Source organism: Streptomyces sp. NBC_00457, from assembly GCF_036014015.1.
In the GTDB taxonomy this organism is placed as follows: domain Bacteria; phylum Actinomycetota; class Actinomycetes; order Streptomycetales; family Streptomycetaceae; genus Streptomyces.
This window is the reverse complement of sequence record NZ_CP107905.1, coordinates 3,673,590-3,688,451: the sequence shown is the minus strand read 5'-3', so window position 1 is coordinate 3,688,451 and position 14,862 is coordinate 3,673,590. Positions and strand designations below refer to the sequence as shown.

General features: G+C 70.4%; 9 protein-coding genes. 3 read left to right on the top strand and 6 right to left on the bottom strand.

Annotated elements, in window-relative coordinates:
* Positions 1-42: 42 nt before the first annotated feature.
* Complete coding sequence (locus tag OG828_RS16525; RefSeq protein ID WP_328501575.1) at positions 43-1,071, top strand: Gfo/Idh/MocA family protein; 1,029 nt, start codon at positions 43-45, stop codon at positions 1,069-1,071.
* On the top strand, positions 1,068-2,108 hold the full coding sequence (locus OG828_RS16520; RefSeq protein WP_328501574.1) for a Gfo/Idh/MocA family protein: 1,041 nt from the start codon (positions 1,068-1,070) through the stop codon (positions 2,106-2,108). The genes OG828_RS16525 and OG828_RS16520 overlap by 4 nt, the downstream gene beginning before the upstream one ends.
* A gap of 7 nt (positions 2,109-2,115) precedes the next feature.
* Here OG828_RS16520 and glgB read toward each other — a convergent pair whose 3' ends face one another.
* The 5 genes from glgB to OG828_RS16495 form a co-directional block, all read right to left on the bottom strand.
* Positions 2,116-4,713: a 1,4-alpha-glucan branching enzyme gene (gene glgB / locus OG828_RS16515; protein WP_328501573.1), complete on the bottom strand. Its 2,598-nt coding sequence runs from the start codon at positions 4,711-4,713 to the stop codon at positions 2,116-2,118.
* Between the two features lie 61 nt (positions 4,714-4,774).
* Positions 4,775-6,157 (bottom strand): maltokinase N-terminal cap-like domain-containing protein, encoded by a 1,383-nt coding sequence (locus OG828_RS16510; protein WP_328501572.1) that lies wholly within the window; start codon positions 6,155-6,157, stop codon positions 4,775-4,777.
* A gap of 96 nt (positions 6,158-6,253) precedes the next feature.
* The gene (gene treS / locus OG828_RS16505; RefSeq protein WP_328438477.1) at positions 6,254-7,954 is read right to left on the bottom strand and encodes a maltose alpha-D-glucosyltransferase; all 1,701 of its coding nucleotides are present in this window, start codon (positions 7,952-7,954) and stop codon (positions 6,254-6,256) included.
* Positions 7,954-10,050, bottom strand: a complete 2,097-nt coding sequence (locus OG828_RS16500) for an alpha-1,4-glucan--maltose-1-phosphate maltosyltransferase (RefSeq protein ID WP_328501571.1) — start codon at positions 10,048-10,050, stop codon at positions 7,954-7,956. The genes treS and OG828_RS16500 overlap by 1 nt, the downstream gene beginning before the upstream one ends.
* 254 nt (positions 10,051-10,304) lie before the next feature.
* Positions 10,305-11,504 (bottom strand): S8 family peptidase, encoded by a 1,200-nt coding sequence (locus tag OG828_RS16495; protein WP_328501570.1) that lies wholly within the window; start codon positions 11,502-11,504, stop codon positions 10,305-10,307.
* 218 nt (positions 11,505-11,722) lie between these two features.
* Here OG828_RS16495 and OG828_RS16490 point away from each other — a divergent pair, with 218 nt between their 5' ends.
* Positions 11,723-14,341 (top strand): glycosyltransferase family 1 protein, encoded by a 2,619-nt coding sequence (locus OG828_RS16490; protein WP_328501569.1) that lies wholly within the window; start codon positions 11,723-11,725, stop codon positions 14,339-14,341.
* Between the two features lie 3 nt (positions 14,342-14,344).
* Here the strand turns inward: OG828_RS16490 and OG828_RS16485 are convergent, their stop codons facing one another.
* On the bottom strand, positions 14,345-14,854 hold the full coding sequence (locus tag OG828_RS16485; RefSeq protein ID WP_328438473.1) for a DUF1990 family protein: 510 nt from the start codon (positions 14,852-14,854) through the stop codon (positions 14,345-14,347).
* Positions 14,855-14,862 lie beyond the last annotated feature (8 nt).

The window sequence follows — 14,862 nt, the reverse complement described above, 5'->3', positions numbered from 1 at the left end:
CCGTACAGAAGACACCGGACATACAGGAGGTCGGAGAATTTCATGGCAGAACTCGAAGTCGCGCTGATCGGCGCGGGCGGCATCGCCCGCACGCATCTGCCCGCGTGGGTCGCCCTCGGCGCGCGCGTACGCCTCTACGCCCCCGACGGCCAGGCACCCGCCCTGGCCCGCGAGTTCGGCGCGACGTCCGTGGGCTCCCTGCGTGAGGCGATCGCCGGGGCAGGCGTGGTGGATGTGTGCACGCCGACCGACACCCACCGGGAGATCACCCTGGCCGCCGTCGCGGCCGGGGCCCACGTCCTGTGCGAGAAGCCGCTGGCGCTCGGCGCGGCCGAGGCCGCGGAGATGGCCGACGCGGCGGAAGCGGCCGGGGTGCGGCTGTACCCGGGACACGTCGTGCGCTACTTCCCCGCCTACGCCCGCCTGCGCGCCCTCGTCGCCGGGGGCGGCCTGGGCCGGGTGGCGGTCGCCCGGTTCACCCGTACCGGCCGCTATCCCACCTGGAGCGGCTGGTTCGCCGACCCGGCGCGGTCCGGCGGGATCCTGACGGACCAGATGCTCCACGACATGGACATGGCCCGCTGGCTCTTCGGAGACGTCGTACGGGTCCACGCCCGGCAACAGGGACATCTCACCGCCCCGGCCCCGGAAGGGGCGGTCGCCACCGGAACCGCCGTCCTCACCCACGAGGGCGGCACTCTCACCCAGGTCGTAGGGGTGTGGGGGCCGCCCGCGACGCCCTTCCGCACCACGTTCCACGTGTCGGGCACCGGCGGTACCGTCCAGCACGACTCCCTGGCCCACCTCGACCTGCGGATCACCGGCGCGGCGTCCGGCGGCCCGGCGGACGGCATACCGGGCTCAGACTTCGGGGAGTCGCCCTACCTCACCCAGATCCGCGAGTTCGCCGAGGCGTTCGCGGGCGGTCCGGAACCACGGGTGAACGGCCGGGACGGTGTGGCCGCCGTCCGCATCGCCGAGGCGGCGGCAGAGTCGGCCCGCACCGGACGGACCGTGGACCTCGCCCCGCAGGCAGCAACCACCGTACCCACAGGGGGAATCGACCAGTGAGAGTCGCCGTACTGTCCTTCGCCCACGTACACGCCGCGACCTACATCGGGCTGCTGCGCGACCGCGAGGACATCGAGTTGATCACCGCCGACCCCGACGCCCCGCCGGACGACCCCACCCGCGGCCGGGACCTCGCCGAACGACTGGGTGCGGCGTACGTCGACACCTGGGACGAGGTGTTCGCTCTCAGCCCCGACGCCGTCCTGGTCACCAGCGAGAACGCCCGGCACCGGCACCTGGTCGAACGGGCCGCCGCGAGCGGGGCGCACGTGCTCTGCGAGAAGCCCCTCGCGACGACGGAGGCGGACGCCCGGGCCATGATCGACGCCTGTGCACGCGCCGGGGTCGGGCTGATGACCGCCTATCCCGTACGGTTCAGCCCGGCCTTCGTCGCCCTGCGCCGCGTGCTGGCCGACGGCCTGCTCGGCGGGCTGATCAGCGTCCACGGAGCCAACAACGGCTCGAACCCGGCCCGTTCGCGTCCCTGGTTCGCCGACCAGGAACTGGCGGGTGGCGGAGCGCTGGCCGACCACACCGTCCACCTCGCCGACCTCGTGGACGCACTGCTGGACGGCGAGCAGGCGGCGGAGGTGTACGCCCAGGCCAACAGCATCCTGGACGACGGCGGCCCCGCACCGGACGTCGAGACCGCGGGCCTGGTCACCATCCGCTACCCGGGCGGGGTGGTCGCCGCCGTGGACGCCAGCTGGAGCCATCCGCCCGACCACCCGACCTGGGGCGGGCTCGCCATGACCTGCGTCGGAGAGAAGGCGATCGTGGAGTTCGACGCCTTCCCCCCGCTGCTCGGCGGCTTCGACTCCGCCACCGGCCGCGACCGCTGGGAGGCGGGCGGGGCCGATCTGGACGCCGCGATGCTCGACGAGTTCCTCGACGCCGTACGCACCGGACGGCGCCCGTCCCCCGACGGTGAGTCGGGCCTGCGCACCCTCCGGATTGTGCTGGCCGCCTATGAGTCCCTGCGTACCGGACAGCCCGTGGCACTGTCGGATGCCGCCGTCGGGACGACAGCCGACTGACGACCGGCTAGGCAGGCCGCAGCCACACCGTCGCCAGCGGTGGCAGGGTCACGCGGATGCTTGCCGCGCGGCCGTGCCACCCCTGTGGCTCCGGTTTGATCGGGTCGGGGTGGGTGACGTCGCTGCCGCCGTACTTCGCCGCGTCCGTGTTGAGGGTTTCGTGCCAGGCGGGGATGGTGTCGGGGACGCCGAGGCGGTAGTCGTGGCGGACCACCGGGGAGAAGTTGGAGACCGAGAGGAGCGGGACGCCCTCCGTGTCGTACCTCAGGAAGGCGAAGACGTTGTCCTCGGCGGCGTCACCGACCACCCACTCGAAGCCGGACGGTGCGGTGTCGAGCTGCCAGAGGGGCGGGGTGGCGCGGTAGACGGCGTTGAGGTCGCGGACCAGGTCCCGGACGCCCCGGTGGTCGGCCTCCGCGCCGTACGCCGGGTCCAGCAGCCACCAGTCGGGGCCGTGTGCCTCGGACCACTCGGCGCCCTGGGCGAACTCCTGGCCCATGAACAGGAGTTGTTTGCCGGGGTGGGCCCACATGAAGCCCAGGTAGGCGCGGTGGTTGGCGCGCTGCTGCCACCAGTCGCCGGGCATTTTCGATACGAGGGACCGTTTGCCGTGGACGACCTCGTCGTGGGAGATCGGCAGGACGTAGTTCTCGCTGTACGCGTAGACCATCGAGAAGGTCATCTCGTGGTGGTGGTGCTTGCGATGGACCGGCTCGTGGGCCATGTAGTCCAGCGAGTCGTGCATCCAGCCCATGTTCCACTTCAGGCCGAAGCCGAGGCCCCCGAAGCCGCCCGGGCCCATGTGGTGCGTGGCGCGGGTGACGCCGTCCCAGGCGGTCGACTCCTCTGCGATCGTCACCACGCCCGGCACCCGCCGGTAGACCGTGGCGTTCATCTCCTGGAGGAAGGCGACCGCGTCCAGGTTCTCCCGGCCGCCGTGCTCGTTCGGCAGCCACTGGCCCGGCTCGCGCGAGTAGTCGAGGTAGAGCATGGAGGCGACGGCGTCCACCCGCAGCCCGTCGATGTGGAACTCCTCGCACCAGTAGATGGCGTTGGCGACCAGGAAGTTGCGCACCTCGCGCCGGCCGTAGTCGAACTCGAGGGTGCCCCAGTCGGGGTGGGCGGACCGCAGCGGGTCCTCGTGCTCGTACAGCGTGCGGCCGTCGAACTCGGCCAGTGCCCAGTCGTCACGCGGGAAGTGCGCCGGAACCCAGTCCATCAGGACGCCGATGCCGGCCTGGTGCAGGGCGTCCACCAGGTACTTGAAGTCGTCGGGGGTGCCCAGGCGGGCGGTCGGTGCGTAGAAGCCGGTGACCTGGTAGCCCCAGGAGCCGCCGAACGGGTGCTCGGCGACCGGCATCAGCTCGACGTGGGTGAAGCCGAGGTCCTTGACGTACGCCGGTAGCTGCTCGGCCAGTTGACGGTACGTCAGGCCGGGGCGCCAGGACGGGAGATGGATCTCGTAGACGGAGAAGGGCGCCTCGTGGGCGGGGACCTGAGCGCGCCTGGCCAGCCACTCCTCGTCGCCCCACTCGTGGTGCGAGGCGTCCACGATGGAGGACGTGTTCGGCGGGGTCTCCGTGCGGCGGGCCATCGGGTCGGCGCGCAGGGTCCTGGAACCGTCGGGGCGGGTGATCTCGAACTTGTACAGCTCACCCTCTCCTATGCCGGGCACGAACAGCTCCCAGATCCCGGACGAGCCGAGCGAGCGCATCGGATACCCGGTGCCGTCCCAGAAGTTGAAGGTGCCGGCCAGGCTGACGGCCCGCGCGTTCGGCGCCCAGACCGTGAAGCGGGTTCCGGCCACGCCCTGGTGCGTCATCGGCTGCGCGCCGAGCGCCGTCCACAGCTGCTCGTGCCGGCCCTCGCCGATCAGATGCAGATCGAGATCGCCCAGCGCGGGCAGGAAGCGGTACGCGTCCTCGGTGTCCTGGACCGTCCCCTCGTACGCCACCAGCAGGCGGTACGCCGGCACCTCCCGCAGCGGCAGCAGCCTTGAGAAGAACCCGTCACCGTCGTCGTGCAGCTCCGCCCGCAGATCACCGGCGACGACCGTCACGGACAGCGCATACGGCCTGAAGGCACGGAACGCGACACCGCCGGGGACCGGGTGGGCGCCGAGCACGGAGTGCGGGGAGTGGTGCGTGCCGCTCAGCAGGCGCTCGCGGTCACCGGCGTCGAGGGCGGGTGCCTCCGGCGGTGGAGCGGAGTTCGGCGCGGGTTCCTTCTCGGCGGTGACCATCGGCGTGGCCTTCCGGACGGCCGCTTTCTGCGCCGGGATCTTCTTGGCAGCAGCCTTCTTCGTGGTGGTCCGCTGAGCCGGGGGCTTCTGCGCGGCAGCTTTCTGTGCGAGGGCCTTCTTCGCCGTGGTCTTCTTGGTCTCCGTGGTCTTCTTGGAGTCCGCCTTCTTCGCAGCCTTCTTCGTCGCCGCTGTCTTCTTCCCCGCGGTCTTCTTGACAGCCGCCTTCTGTGCCGTGGCCTTCTTGGCCGTTTTCTTGGCCGCCTTCTTCGCAGGCGAAGCCGCCTTCGCCGCCTTCGTCTCCTGCGCGGCGCTGTTCTGCTCTGCGCTCTTCTTCGAATCGTCGGACGGGGTGCGGGGGGTCACGGGCGGCGCCTCCTCGGCGAAGATCAAGTGAGGTGGGTCTGGTGTGTCTGGTCGGGGTGGGTCAGTCGGACGCGGCGAGGCGGCGTACCGCGGACATCGGTACCGGGAGCCAGTCGGGGCGGTGCCGGGCCTCGTAGACGACTTCGTAGATCGCCTTGTCGGTCTCGTAGGCGCGCAGCAGCACCGCGTCGGTGCGTGGATCGCCGCCGCCGGCCTCGGCGTACCCGGCGCAGTAAGCGGCCCGGCACGTCCGTGCCCAGTCCGGTGCGGGCGGGTCGGCCGAGTGGGCGGCGTAGTCGAAGGAGCGGAGCATCCCCGCGATGTCCCGCACGGTCGGCTGCGGCATCCGGCGTTCGGCGAGCGGCTTTGACGGTTCGCCCTCGAAGTCGATCAGCCGCCACTGACCGGCGGGCGAGCGCAGGCACTGGCCGAGATGGAGGTCGCCGTGGATGCGCTGGGCGGTCCAGGTGCGGCCCTCGGCTGCCAGGCCGGCCAGCGCCTCGAAGGCGGAGCGCAGCCCGGGCGCGTACGGACGCAGCGTCGGCACCGCCTGCGCGGCCGCGTCGAGCCGCTCGACCATGCCGTCGACCAGCAGCTCCAGCTGCGCATGGCCGAGTGTCACCGTGGGCAGTGCCCGGGCCAGCGCGGTGTGCACCTCGGCCGTGGCACGCCCCAGCGCCCGGGCCTCGCCGCCGAAGTCCTCGCCCTTCGCCAGCTCGCGCAGCGCCAGCTCCCAGCCGTCCGCCGCACCCTGTATGAACGGCTGGAGCACGCCCAGCACATACGTCTGGTCGGCGAGGTCCGCCAGCATCCACGCGGTCGGCGCGGGCACCCGGGGGCAGTCCTCGCGGGCCAGCGCCAGCGGGAGCTCCAGGTCGGGATTGACGCCGGGCACGATCCGGCGCAGCAGCTTGAGAATGAACGTATCTCCGTAGACGACCGACGAGTTGGACTGCTCGGCGGTCACCAGCCGGGGCACCAGACCGGAGCGGATCTCCTGGTGCACGTCGCGTTCGAAGCGCAGGGGGCCGACGCGGGCGCGGGTGCGCAGCGCCTCCAGGAGCACATCGCCCGGCCGGGGGTCGTAGAGGGCGTCGTACACCGTGCGTCCGGCGAGCGGGCCCTCGGTCACATGCCCGATCAGCGCGGGCGCCAGCCGCGGCGGAAGCGCCTCGCGCTCCCCTATCAGCAGCTGGTAGCAGTCTCCGGGGTGGGGCGGGGCGCCCAGCGTGAGCGGCTGGTGGGCGCGCACCAGCAGATGGTGCAGGCCCAGCTTTCCGCCGGCCGGCAGCAGCTCGGTGGCCGCCACCGGCGAGAACCCGGTGACCGGGCGTCCCTTCCCCGCGAACCAGCGCTGTCGCGGCAGCCACTCCCTGAGCAGGGGATCCAGTGACGCAAGGAGACCTGACTCGGTCGTGACGGAACGGGTGACGGCTTCCGACATGGCGTCGCGTCCTTTCCCCGGAGTGGTCGGGGTGTTACTGATGCGTGCCCCGGGCGGGACGGGAGAAACCGCCCCGCCCGGGTTGTTCGGCGGTGGCTACACGGGGTCCTTGCGCAGCCGGAACCAGTAGAAGCCGTGACCCCCGAGGGTCAGCAGGTACGGCAGGTCACCGACGGCCGGGAAGCGCACGCCGCCGAACAGCTCGACCGGGTGGCGTCCCTTGAACCGGCTGAGGTCCAGCTCGGTGGGCTGGGCGAAGCGGGAGAAGTTGTTCACGCACAGGACGAGGTCGTCCTCGTACTCCCGCAGGAACGCGATCACCGCCGGGTTGGAGGACGGCAGCTCGGTGTACGAGCCGAGGCCGAACGCCGGGTTCTGCTTGCGGATCTCGATCATGCGGCGGGTCCAGTGCAGCAGCGACGAGGGCGACGACATCGACGCCTCGACGTTGGTGACCTGGTAGCCGTAGACCGGATCCATGATTGTCGGCAGGGACAGCCGGCCGGGGTCACAGGACGAAAAACCTGCGTTGCGATCGGGTGTCCACTGCATCGGCGTGCGGACGGCGTCGCGGTCGCCGAGCCAGATGTTGTCGCCCATGCCGATCTCGTCGCCGTAGTAGAGGATCGGCGAGCCCGGGAGGGACAGCAGCAGGGCCGTGAACAGCTCGATCTGGTTGCGGTCGTTGTCCAGCAGCGGGGCGAGCCGGCGGCGGATGCCGATGTTGGCGCGCATACGCGGGTCCTTCGCGTACTCCGCCCACATGTAGTCGCGCTCCTCGTCGGTGACCATTTCCAGGGTCAGCTCGTCGTGGTTGCGCAGGAAGATGCCCCACTGGCAGTTGGCGGGAATCGCCGGGGTCTTGGCGAGGATTTCCGAGACCGGGTAGCGGGATTCCCGGCGTACGGCCATGAAGATCCGTGGCATCACCGGGAAATGGAACGCCATATGGCATTCGTCACCGCCCGACGCGTAGTCGCCGAAGTAGTCGACGACGTCCTCCGGCCACTGGTTCGCCTCCGCCAGCAGCACCGTGTCCGGGTAGGAGGCGTCGATCTCCTTGCGGACCCGCTTGAGGAAATCATGGGTCGCCGGAAGGTTCTCGCAGTTGGTGCCCTCCTGCTGGTACAGATACGGCACCGCGTCGAGGCGGAAGCCGTCGATACCGAGGTCCAGCCAGAACCGCAGGGCGGAGATCATCTCCTCCTGCACATTGGGGTTCTCGTAGTTCAGGTCCGGCTGGTGGGAGAAGAAGCGGTGCCAGTAGTACTGCTTGCGGACCGGGTCGAAGGTCCAGTTGGAGGCCTCGGTGTCGACGAAGATGATCCGGGCGTCCTGGAACTGCTTGTCGTCGTCGGCCCAGATGTAATAGTCGCCGTAGGGACCGTCGGGGTTGGCGCGGGACTCCTGGAACCACGGGTGCTGGTCGCTGGTGTGGTTCATGACGAAGTCGATGATGACGCGCATACCGCGCTGGTGGGCGGCGTCGACGAATTCCACGAAGTCGGCGAGGTCGCCGAATTCCGGCAGGACGGCCGTGTAGTCGGAGACGTCGTAGCCGCCGTCCCTGAGCGGTGACTTGAAGAACGGCGGCAGCCACAGGCAGTCCACGCCCAGCCACTGGAGATAGTCCAGCTTGGCGGTGATGCCCTTCAGGTCGCCGACGCCGTCGCCGTTGCTGTCCTGGAAGGAGCGGACCAGGACCTCGTAGAAGACGGCTCGTTTGAACCAGTCGGGGTCGCGGTCCCTGGCCGGAGTGTCCTCGAAGGTGTCCGGGACGGGCTCGTTGACGATCATTATGTGGGTGACCCTCCGATCTGCGGGGTGGACGGTCGCAGGACGGTCAGGATGTGCGCGGGCCTCCTGCCCGGCTCGAGACGCACATAGTTGGCCCTGCCCCAGTGATAGGTCTCGCCGGTGAGCTCGTCGCGCACCGGCACGGACTCGTGCCAGTCCAGCCCGAGTTGCGGCATGTCCAACGAGACCGTGGCCTCCTGGGTGTGGTGCGGGTCGAGGTTCGCGACCACCAGAACCGTGTTCGATCCGCTCCGCTTCGAGTACGCGATCACCGAATCCTGGTCGGCGTGGTGGAAATGGATATCGCGCAATTGCCGCAGCGCCGGATTCGCCCGGCGGATGGTGTTGAGCTGGGTGATCAGCGGGGCGATGGTGGTCCCCGCGTGTTCGGCCGCTTCCCAGTCGCGGGGCTTGAGCTGGTACTTCTCCGAGTCGAGGTACTCCTCGCTGCCCTCGCGCAGCGGCACGTTCTCGCACAGCTCATAGCCGCTGTACACGCCCCAGGTCGGCGACAGGGTGGCCGCCAGCACCGCCCGCACCTCGAACGCCGGCCGCCCGCCGCGCTGCAGATACGCATGGAGAATGTCCGGCGTATTGACGAAGAAGTTCGGCCGCATATACGACGCCGCCTCACCCGACAACTCGCTCAGATACTCCGTCAGCTCCTGCTTGCTGTTGCGCCAGGTGAAATACGTGTACGACTGCTGGAACCCGATCTGCGCCAGCGTGTGCATCATCGCCGGACGGGTGAACGCCTCCGCCAGGAAGATCACATCCGGGTCGGTCCGCCCGATGTCCGCCAGCACCCGCTGCCAGAACACCACCGGCTTGGTATGCGGATTGTCCACCCGGAAAATCCGCACCCCGTGCGCCATCCACAACCGCAACACCCGCAGCGTCTCCGCGACCAGCCCGTCCATGTCCGCGTCGAACGCGACCGGATAGATGTCCTGGTACTTCTTCGGCGGATTCTCCGCATACGCGATCGACCCGTCCGGGCGGTGATGGAACCACTGCGGATGCTTGTCCACCCACGGATGATCCGGCGAGCACTGCAACGCGAAGTCCAGCGCCACCTCCATCCCCAGCGCACGCGCCTGGCCCACGAACCAGTCGAAGTCCTCGAAGCCGCCCAGCTGCGGATGGATCGCGTCGTGCCCGCCCTCCGGCGACCCGATCGCCCACGGCACCCCCACATCCTCAGCAGACGGGTTGAGGGTGTTGTTGCGGCCCTTGCGGAACGTGGTCCCGATCGGATGGATCGGCGGCAGATACACCACGTCGAAACCCATCGACGCGATCACCGGCAGCCGCCGCGCGGCCGTCCGGAACGTCCCGTGCGGCTGCTGGGGCGTGCCCTCCGACCGCGGGAAGAACTCGTACCACGACCCGAACAGCGCCCGCTCCCGCTCCACCAGCAACGGCAACGGCTCCGACGCCGTCACCAACTCCCGCAGCGGATACCGCCCCAGCACCGCGTCGACCTCGGGTGTCAGGGCGGCGGCCAGCCGGGAGGAGGCCGGACGGGTCTCGTCCTTGAGGGCGTCGACGGCAGCGAGGAGAACCTCGCGCTCGCCGCCGGCCCTGGGCACTCCGGTGGCGGCACGTTCGTACAGCTGGGCGCCCTCCTCCAGGACCAGGTCGGTGTCGATCCCGGCCGGGATCTTGATGTGGGCGTGGTGCCGCCAGGTGCTGATGGGATCGCCCCAGGCCTCCACCGTGAACGACCACAGGCCGGTCCGGTCGGCGACGACCTCGGCTCCCCAGCGGTCGGTCCCCGGCGCGAGCTCCCGCATCGGGGTCCACGGTCCGGGCCGGCCGTCCGGATCCTTCAGTACGACATTGGCGGCGACCGCGTCATGGCCCTCGCGGAACACGGTGGCCGAGACCTCGAACGCCTCACCGGTGACGGCCTTCGCGGGCCGGCGCCCGAGCTGGACGATCGGGCGGACGTCGAGGACGGGTATGCGCCCGACGCCGGCCGTGCCGCCCGCGGAGGGTGGCTCCGGGGCCGGTGCGGCGGCGCCGTCGGGGCGCGTGGCAAGTGATTCGGTGCTGGTTGTCGGGGGTGGTGACGAGTGGTGCGTGGCGGGCATGACCGCTCCTGTCCGCGTCAACGTTGGGTGCGGGCGGATGGGGGTGGGGGAGGTGGTCCTGCGGACGTCTTCCAGGGTGCTGCTGTGGCATGACAGTGGTGTGACTGTGGCGTGTACCGCAGGAGCCTTCCCACCCTATTCGGGTGGGCAATCCGGCACTTTGGTAACTACTCACGCGTATGTCTACACACAAGTCCGGCCCCGTTCGAGAGGAACGGAGCCGGTCCTGGGAATCTGAACGCAACTTGTCGCAATCAGCGCGGTACTTGCAGGAGCCTGTTCGGCGAACCGAGGCCCCGCCCGGAGACCTTGCCGGACACCGCCCCGGAAGCCATCGCCTTGGCGACCTGTGCAGGCGGCGCCTTCCGGTGGTCCGCGAGATACAGCGCGGCCACGCCCGCGGCGTGCGGCGCCGCCATCGACGTACCGGAGTAGGTCACCCGGCCGGTGTTGCTCGCGATGGACGCCGAGGTGATCGACACGCCCGGGGCGAACAGGTCGAGGGCGGAGCCGAAGTTGGAGAAGCCCGCCCGCGCGTCCTTCTTGTCGCTCGCGCCGACCGTGATCGCCTCCCGTACGCCCGCGGGGGAGTAGAGGGAGGCCGGCAGCCCGTCGTTGCCGGCCGCGACGGTGTACGTCACGCCGGACCTGATGGAGTTGCGTACGGCCGCGTCGAGCTGGGCGTTGTAGGCGCCGCCCAGGCTGAGGTTGGCGACCGCGGGCTTCCTCGCGTGCTTCGTCACCCAGTCGATGCCCGCGATGACCTGGGCCGTCGTGCCCGCGCCCGCGTTGTCGAGGACGCGTACGGCGACGACCTTGGCCTTCTTGGCGACGCCGTAGGTCTTGCCCGCGGCGATGCCGGCGACATGCGTGCCGTGTCCGTTGCCGTCCCCGGCGGACTTGTCCTTGCCGACGAAGTCCCAGCCGTAGCTCGCCCGTCCGCCGAAGTCCTTGTGGCCGATCCGGATGCCGGTGTCGATGACGTACACGGTCACACCGCTGCCCGCGGACTTGGGCGAGGTGTACGACTTGTTCAGCGGCAGGTTCTTCTGGTCGATGCGGTCGAGCCCCCAGGAGGGCGGGTTCCTCTGCGTGAGGTCCAGGGTCACCCGGGTGTCCTGGACGACCGAGGCGACGCGGGAGTCCGCCGCGAGCCGCTTCGCCTGTCTCTCGTCGGCCCGTACGGCATAGCCGTTGAGCACCGTGCCGTAGGTGTGGCTTATTTTCGCCCCGTACTTTTCGGCGAGGCTCTTTCCGGCCGCCGACGGAGCCGTCGTTCCCCCCTTGAGCGTGACCAGATAACTTCCGCCCACGGAGCCGGGTGCACCGGCGCCGAGTATGTGCCCCTCTGGTGCGGCGTGCGCGGGCAGGGTCGTGGCCGAGATCGCCGCGGCACAGGTCACCGCGGTCAGGCCCCCCACCCAGCGCAGACGCCGAGTTCGCGTCCGTGTCATGTTCGGGTCCCCCTCCTCAACTCCACTGGGCAGCCTCTCGTGCGGTGTGAAGCACCACAAGATGGCCTGGGGTGAGGGAATCGGCCATATCGGTCATGGGGTATCCGTGTCGTTTGCGCAGAGTGGTCCAGCCCCGCTGTGGGAGCAACACCGGTACCGTCGTCGGGGACGCTGACGCACACCGCCGTGCGTCATCCAGCGAAGCGTTGAGGTGGAATGTGAAGGCGATCCGTCGATTCACCGTCCGACCCGTTCTCCCCGAATCCCTCCAGCCGCTCAGCGATCTCGCGCGGAATCTCCGCTGGTCCTGGCATACGGAGACGCGCGACCTCTTCCAGTCCGTCGACCCGGAGCGCTGGGCCGCCTCCGACGGCGATCCGGTACGTCTCCTCGGCAGCGTGCCGACCGAGCGGCTCGCCGAACTCGCCGAGGACCGCCCCTTTCTGCGCCGCCTCAGCGCGGTCGCCGACGACCTGAACGACTATGTGACCGGCGACCGCTGGTACCAGACCCAGTCCGCCGAACTGCCCACCGCCGTCGCCTACTTCTCCCCGGAGTTCGGCATCACGGCCGCCCTGCCCCAGTACTCCGGCGGTCTCGGCATCCTCGCCGGCGACCATCTCAAGGCGGCCAGCGACCTGGGCGTCCCGCTGATCGGCGTGGGCCTCCTCTACCGCCACGGCTACTTCCGCCAGACCCTCTCCCGGGACGGCTGGCAGCAGGAGCACTACCCCGTCCTCGACCCCAACGAGCTGCCGGTCGCCCTGCTCAAGGAGCCCGACGGCACCCCCGCCCAGGTCTCGATCGCCCTGCCCGGCGGCCGCTCGCTGCACGCCCGCGTCTGGCTCGCCCAGGTGGGCCGGGTCCCCCTGCTGATGCTCGACTCGGACGTCGAGGACAACGACCACGGCGAACGCGGCGTGACCGACCGGCTCTACGGCGGCGGCAGCGAGCACCGGCTGCTCCAGGAGATGCTGCTGGGCATAGGAGGTGTCCGGGCGGTACGGACGTACTGCCGCCTCACCGGCCACCCCGCGCCCGAGGTCTTCCACACCAACGAGGGCCACGCGGGCTTCCTCGGCCTGGAGCGCATCGCGGAACTCGTCGACGGCGGGCTGGACTTCGAAGCGGCCCTGGAGGCGGTCCGCGCGGGCACCGTCTTCACGACCCACACCCCCGTCCCGGCCGGCATCGACCGCTTCGACCGCGAACTGGTCGCCACCCACTTCGGCCCCGGTGCCGAACTCCCGCGCATCGACGTCGAACACATCCTCCACCTCGGCATGGAGACCTACCCGGGCGGCGAACCGAACCTCTTCAACATGGCCGTGATGGGCCTGCGCCTCGGCCAGCGCGCCAACGGCGTCTCCCTGCTGCACGGCCATGTCAGCAGGGAGATGTTCTCCGGGCTGTGGCCGGGATTCGACCCCGACGAGGTGCCGATCACCTCGGTGACGAACGGCGTGCACGCCCCGACCTGGGTGGCCCCCGAGGTCTTCCGGCTGGGCGCGCGGCAGATCGGCGCCCAGCGCACCGAGGACGCGCTGACCGTCGGCGGCTCGGACCGCTGGGACGCGGTGGCGGAGATCCCGGACCAGGACATCTTCGAGCTGCGACGGGTCCTGCGTGAGCAGCTGGTCGTGGAGGTACGGCAGCGGCTGCGGGCCTCCTGGCGGCAACGCGGGGCCGGGAGCGCCGAGCTGGGCTGGATCGACGGCGTGCTGGATCCGGACGTGCTGACGATCGGGTTCGCGCGGCGCGTCCCGTCGTACAAGCGGCTGACGCTGATGCTGCGCGACCGCGACCGGCTGATGGACCTGCTGCTGCACCCCGAGCGGCCCATCCAGATCGTGGTTGCCGGAAAGGCGCATCCGGCGGACGACGGCGGAAAGCGGCTGGTGCAGGAGCTGGTCCGGTTCGCGGACGACCCGCGGGTGCGCCACCGCATCGTCTTCCTGCCCGACTACGGCATGGCGATGGCGCAGAAGCTCTACCCCGGCTGCGACATCTGGCTGAACAACCCGCTGAGGCCGCTGGAGGCCTGCGGCACCAGCGGCATGAAGGCGGCGCTCAACGGCTGCCTCAACCTGTCCGTGCTGGACGGCTGGTGGGACGAGTGGTTCCAGCCGGACTTCGGCTGGGCCATCCCCACGGCGGACGGCACGAGCACGGACCCGGACCGGCGCGACGACATAGAGGCCTCGGCGCTGTACGACCTGCTGGAACAGCGGGTGACCCCGCGCTTCTACGAGCGCGGACCGGGCGGGCTGCCCGACCGGTGGATCGAGATGGTCCGCCAGACCCTCACCCTGCTCGGGCCGAAGGTGCTGGCCGGGCGCATGGTGCGGGAGTACGTCGAGCGGCTCTACACCCCCGCCGCACACGCGCACCGCGCGATGACGCCGGACTCCGCCCGGGAACTCGCCGTCTGGAAGCGGCGGGTGCGGTCGGCCTGGCACGCGGTGACCGTCGACCATGTGGAGACGTCCGCCGCCTCGGCCACCGCCGAACTCGGCACGACCCTCGGTCTGCGGGTCCGGGTCGGCCTCGGCGACCTCGCACCCGACGACGTGGAGGTGCAGGCGGTGTCGGGCCGCGTCGACCCGGAGGACCGGATCACCGACGCGGCGACGGTGCCGCTGAAGCCGGTCGGCGGGCCGGATCTGGACGGGCGGTGGGTGTACGAGGGTCCGCTCTCCCTCGACCGGACCGGGCCGTACGGCTACACGGTGCGGATTCTGCCCGCGCACCGGTTGCTGGCGTCGAGCGCGGAACTGGGACTGCTGGCGGTTCCTTCGGAGGACGTCGTGGAGGGGGCGGGCCTGCTGATGAGGTGACCCTCAGAACTCCTCGTGCGGTGCGCACAGCCTGCGCAGGGTCGCGCCGAGCCGGCGGGCGTACGCATGCTGCAGTCCCCGCGTCGCCGGACCGCCCGCCCGTGCGTACCACTTCGCGCCCCGGCTGAAGGCGGACACCGTCAGCCAGACGGTGCCGTCGCCGGTGCGTTCGACGAGGAAGGCCTCCTCGCCGCACTCGGGGTGGCCGGTGAGGGTGCCGTACGCCCAGCCGGCCCTGCGGTGTTCCTCCACCGTCCACACCACGCGGCAGGGGGCCTTGATCAGGCCGGCGAGGGTGACGGTGACGTCCACGCCGGGTTCCGCGCGCTCCGCGCTCGCCTCGATGCCGACGCCCATGGCGCGGTGCATCTCCCAGGTCAGGACCGCCTCGGACGCGCGGCGGAAGACCGGCTCGCCCTCGCCGATGCGGGTGCGGACGTTCATGGGGTGGAAGCCGGGCGGGCAGAAGCCGCGCTCACGGGTCGCGCCGACGTCGTCGTACGTGAAGGACATGGGAGCCA

Excerpts from the sequence above, each read along its gene's own strand:
- OG828_RS16525 (WP_328501575.1), top strand. The coding sequence starts at position 43 with ATGGCAGAACTCGAAGTCGCGCTGATCGGCGCGGGCGGCATCGCCCGC.
- OG828_RS16495 (WP_328501570.1), bottom strand. The coding sequence starts at position 11,504 with ATGACACGGACGCGAACTCGGCGTCTGCGCTGGGTGGGGGGCCTGACC.
- OG828_RS16485 (WP_328438473.1), bottom strand. The coding sequence starts at position 14,854 with ATGTCCTTCACGTACGACGACGTCGGCGCGACCCGTGAGCGCGGCTTC.
- OG828_RS16510 (WP_328501572.1), bottom strand. The coding sequence starts at position 6,157 with ATGTCGGAAGCCGTCACCCGTTCCGTCACGACCGAGTCAGGTCTCCTT.
- treS (WP_328438477.1), bottom strand. The coding sequence starts at position 7,954 with ATGATCGTCAACGAGCCCGTCCCGGACACCTTCGAGGACACTCCGGCC.
- OG828_RS16500 (WP_328501571.1), bottom strand. The coding sequence starts at position 10,050 with ATGCCCGCCACGCACCACTCGTCACCACCCCCGACAACCAGCACCGAA.